General features: G+C 76.2%; 1 protein-coding gene. It reads right to left on the bottom strand.

Annotated elements, in window-relative coordinates:
- Window positions 1-16: 16 nt before the first annotated feature.
- On the bottom strand, window positions 17-652 hold a 636-nt coding region (locus E4099_RS32645), incomplete at its 5' end, for an FHA domain-containing protein (RefSeq protein ID WP_245245368.1).

Here is a 652-nt window from a genome sequence, read left to right on the forward strand (position 1 = left end):
GGGCCGGGGCGGTGGGTCAGCCGCGGCGCACGGTGATGGTGGTCCAGGCGCCCACGTGCACCCGGTCGCCGTCCTGGAGCGGGACCGGCACATAGGGCTGGATGGGCTCCTCGGCGCCGTTGATGGTGGTGCCGTTGGTGGAGTTCTGGTCGACCACGGCCCAGCTGCCGTCCGGTTGCTGCACCAGCACCGCGTGCTGGTGCGAGACCCCCGGGTCCTCCGGCGGGCGGGCCAGGTCGATGTCCGGGGACTCGCCCGTGCTCTGCCGGCGGCGGCCGATGGTGATCTGGTGGCCGGTGAGCGTCAGCTGCTGCTCCGGCGAGTACGCGGGCAGGTTGAGCCCGGCGGCCTCCGGGCCGCTGCGGTGCATCATCGCCGTGAAGTAGTCGCGGTCCGGCCCGATGAGCGCGACCCAGCCGGCCGGGGCCGGAGCCGGGTTCCCGCCGGACGGGAACTGCGCGGGCTGCACGGCCTGCGGGTGCGGTACCGCGGTGCTCGGGAAGTCGTCGTTGCCGAACGGCTGTCCGCTGGGCCCCTGCGGCGGGTACGGCCCCTGAACCGGCCCGGGACCGGGCGGTGCGGGCGGCATCGGGCTCTGACCGGGCAGCGGACCCGGCCCGGGCGGCATCTGACCCGGGGCCGAGGGCGGGGC

Source organism: Streptomyces palmae, from assembly GCF_004684805.1.
Lineage (GTDB): Bacteria > Actinomycetota > Actinomycetes > Streptomycetales > Streptomycetaceae > Streptomyces > Streptomyces palmae.